The following is a 2,389-nucleotide window of genomic DNA, read 5'->3' on the forward strand; positions in this document are numbered from 1 at the left end:
ACTCTCCGCTCTCTCGTGTCGCCCGGCTGCCACCCCAGACACCCCAAGAGCGCCCGATACTCCCCCCGACGCGCCTTTGTTGCGAGATTTTATTCTGACCTCGGCTCCAGCACATGCCCGTTCTTTTGCAGGTCCTCTTCCCATGTGATGTTTCCGGAGTCCAGACCGAGCGACAGCGCGCTGTCCGGTGTGCGGAAATCGCAGGTCAAGAACGTGTACTCGGCGACAAGATCCGATCCACGCTTCCGGGACCCGGGGCGAAAACCCACGGCCTCGATGTCTGCGTCACTGATCCAGGTACACGGGTCGAAGACCACCTTCGGTCGGCTGGTCGATTGCGTGTACTTGTTGTCTTGCGACGGCGGCTGGAGCTTCGGATCCGTCAACGTCGGACGAGCCGCTTGCGTCGCTGTCGAACCAGCCGATGTACCCAAGCCCGAGGGATCGGCGTTGTCGGAATCCGTCGACGGACTGCAAGCAGATGCAGCCAGTGCGACAAGGACACAGCCTGTGATCGTTACGGCTTTCATGTTGCCTGCCCAGCAATCGCGCTCAATGCTGCTGCGTTGAGCTGGTCCGCCTCGGCAAGGATTCCCGCTGCCTGCAGGTATCCATCTGCCATCTTCCTTGCTGCTGACTCCAGCTGCTCGAGAACTTGCCTCGCGGCTGCCGCTTTGTCCGAGAAACCTCGCTGCAGCTGCAGAGCAGAGTCCAGTGCCCCGAACCCATGAATATCCTGCAGGCGCCCAGCGTCGTCGGACCACGTGCCACACATAGCCGCGAACCGCAGATATGCCTGAGCCACATCCCGAGCAGCATCCGGCTCCATCGTCAACTGCCCCGACGACGCCGCATTCCACAACTGCGCCGCAGCATCCCCACCGATAGCCACTGAGCTCCCTCCCCGTCGAAGCGTCAGCAGGCAGTCTAGCGCCGACCCGGCCCACCTGAGATGGCGACCGAGAACCAGCCCGCCGACCTGGCCGGAAACAGGGCGTACAGCCTGGCGATCTCAGTGGCAGTAGATCGCCAGGTGTGTGCCGAGTCGTCTGATCAGGCGGCGATGCCGAGGCCGAGTGCTACGGCGACCGGCGCCAGGTACAGGATCGGGAAGGCGACAGTCTTGTACGAGCGTGCCCGCAGCACCGTCACCACCGCACCCGCGAAGTACAGGATCAGGCCGATCGCCGCGGCCACGCCGATGGCGGGAATCCACAAGCCGACGATCAGGCCGATCGAACCCGCCGCCTTGGCGAGGCCCAGCGGCGTCCACCAGCTCTGCGGCACACCGTATTCCACCAGCGGGTCGACCACGAACGCCGCGCGGCGCAGAAGCGAGAAGGCCGAGAAGCCGACCCAGAGTGCGGCGACAACGGTGACGATGACATAGGCGGTGTTCATGGTGAGCCTCCTTCGGCAGCCGCGCTGTTCGCGGCGTCTATGGAGGTGACGACTCAGCCGCCGCAGGTGTGACATCGCAGGAGGGAGGATAAATGTATGGCCAAACGTAAGATCACCGTATCGGTTGACGAAAAGGTCGTTGAGCTGGCACGAGAGCTCGGCGATTCACACTTGTCGGCTGTGGTGAACGCGGCACTGGTCGAACACGTCGATCGGCTGTCTCGGCGCGCCGCATTGCGTGATCTGCTCGAATCCTGTGACCGGGAGTTGGGGCCGATCCCAGACGAGGATGCCGCGCAAGCGCGCTCGGCGTTCGATGAGCTGGACGCGGCTTCGCGTAGGCGAGACACCGCGTGACCAACCTGCCGATGGTGCTGGATCTGCACAGGAGGCCGAAATCTGTACATGATCACGCACACTGAATTCATGCGCGCTATGCATGCCACCGAAGCCAGGGCCAACTTTGCGGCCGTGCTCGACGCGGCTACCGAGGACAACGACGAGGTGATCATCACCCGCAGTGGTAACAAGGAGCCGGCCGTGGTCATCTCGCTGCGCGAGTGGGAAGCCATGAAGGAGACGGCCTATCTGCTCTCCAACCCTGCCAATGCCGCATGGCTGGCACGAGGGATCGCACAGGCAGAGGCCGGTGCTGTGACGGCTCGTGAGCTGATAGACACCGACGACGCCTCGGACGAGCAGTGAGCAGGAAACTCACCTTCACCGACACCGGGCGGTCCGACTACGTGTCATGGCAGAGTGACCGGCCGACGTTGAAGAAGCTGAACCGGGTCCGAATCGGCCCCACCTCGGTGCACAGCGTGGGGCCGATTCGAACGAACGACTACTTGCCGCCCTGGCTTGCGACCGCGGCCGCGCCGGCGGCGGCGGCCTCCGGGTCCAGGTACTCGGCGGGCTTCACCGGGCGCAGGTTCTCGTGGAGTTCGTAGCGCATCGGGATGCCGGAGGGGATGTTGAGGCTGGAGAT

Annotated in this window: 5 protein-coding genes and 1 pseudogene; 2 read left to right on the forward strand and 4 right to left on the reverse strand. The window is 63.9% G+C overall.

Annotated features, from left to right (window positions below; genetic code table 11):
* Positions 1-89 precede the first annotated feature (89 nt).
* From ACFWPJ_RS30540 to ACFWPJ_RS30550, 3 genes are all read right to left on the reverse strand, one after another.
* The gene (locus ACFWPJ_RS30540; protein ID WP_378856640.1) at positions 90-386 is read right to left on the reverse strand and encodes a hypothetical protein; all 297 of its coding nucleotides are present in this window, start codon (positions 384-386) and stop codon (positions 90-92) included.
* 140 nt (positions 387-526) lie between these two features.
* The gene (locus ACFWPJ_RS30545; RefSeq protein WP_378856641.1) at positions 527-892 is read right to left on the reverse strand and encodes a hypothetical protein; all 366 of its coding nucleotides are present in this window, start codon (positions 890-892) and stop codon (positions 527-529) included.
* Positions 893-1,053: 161 nt separating this feature from the next.
* Positions 1,054-1,401 carry a DoxX family protein gene (locus ACFWPJ_RS30550; RefSeq protein WP_378856643.1) on the reverse strand — a complete coding sequence of 116 codons (348 nt, stop codon included), beginning with the start codon at positions 1,399-1,401 and terminating at the stop codon, positions 1,054-1,056.
* Between the two features lie 96 nt (positions 1,402-1,497).
* Here ACFWPJ_RS30550 and ACFWPJ_RS30555 point away from each other — a divergent pair, with 96 nt between their 5' ends.
* Complete coding sequence (locus ACFWPJ_RS30555; RefSeq protein ID WP_378856645.1) at positions 1,498-1,758, forward strand: hypothetical protein; 261 nt, start codon at positions 1,498-1,500, stop codon at positions 1,756-1,758.
* Positions 1,759-1,827: 69 nt separating this feature from the next.
* Positions 1,828-2,106, forward strand: a complete 279-nt coding sequence (locus tag ACFWPJ_RS30560) for a type II toxin-antitoxin system Phd/YefM family antitoxin (RefSeq protein WP_378856647.1) — start codon at positions 1,828-1,830, stop codon at positions 2,104-2,106.
* Positions 2,107-2,245: 139 nt separating this feature from the next.
* Here ACFWPJ_RS30560 and ACFWPJ_RS30565 read toward each other — a convergent pair.
* Positions 2,246-2,389: pseudogene (locus ACFWPJ_RS30565) on the reverse strand (phosphoglyceromutase); the annotation flags it as partial.

The sequence above is a fragment of the Nocardia sp. NPDC058497 genome (assembly GCF_042720195.1).
GTDB lineage: Bacteria > Actinomycetota > Actinomycetes > Mycobacteriales > Mycobacteriaceae > Nocardia.

Excerpts from the sequence above, each read along its gene's own strand:
- ACFWPJ_RS30550 (WP_378856643.1), bottom strand. The coding sequence starts at position 1,401 with ATGAACACCGCCTATGTCATCGTCACCGTTGTCGCCGCACTCTGGGTC.
- ACFWPJ_RS30555 (WP_378856645.1), top strand. The coding sequence starts at position 1,498 with ATGGCCAAACGTAAGATCACCGTATCGGTTGACGAAAAGGTCGTTGAG.
- ACFWPJ_RS30560 (WP_378856647.1), top strand. The coding sequence starts at position 1,828 with ATGCGCGCTATGCATGCCACCGAAGCCAGGGCCAACTTTGCGGCCGTG.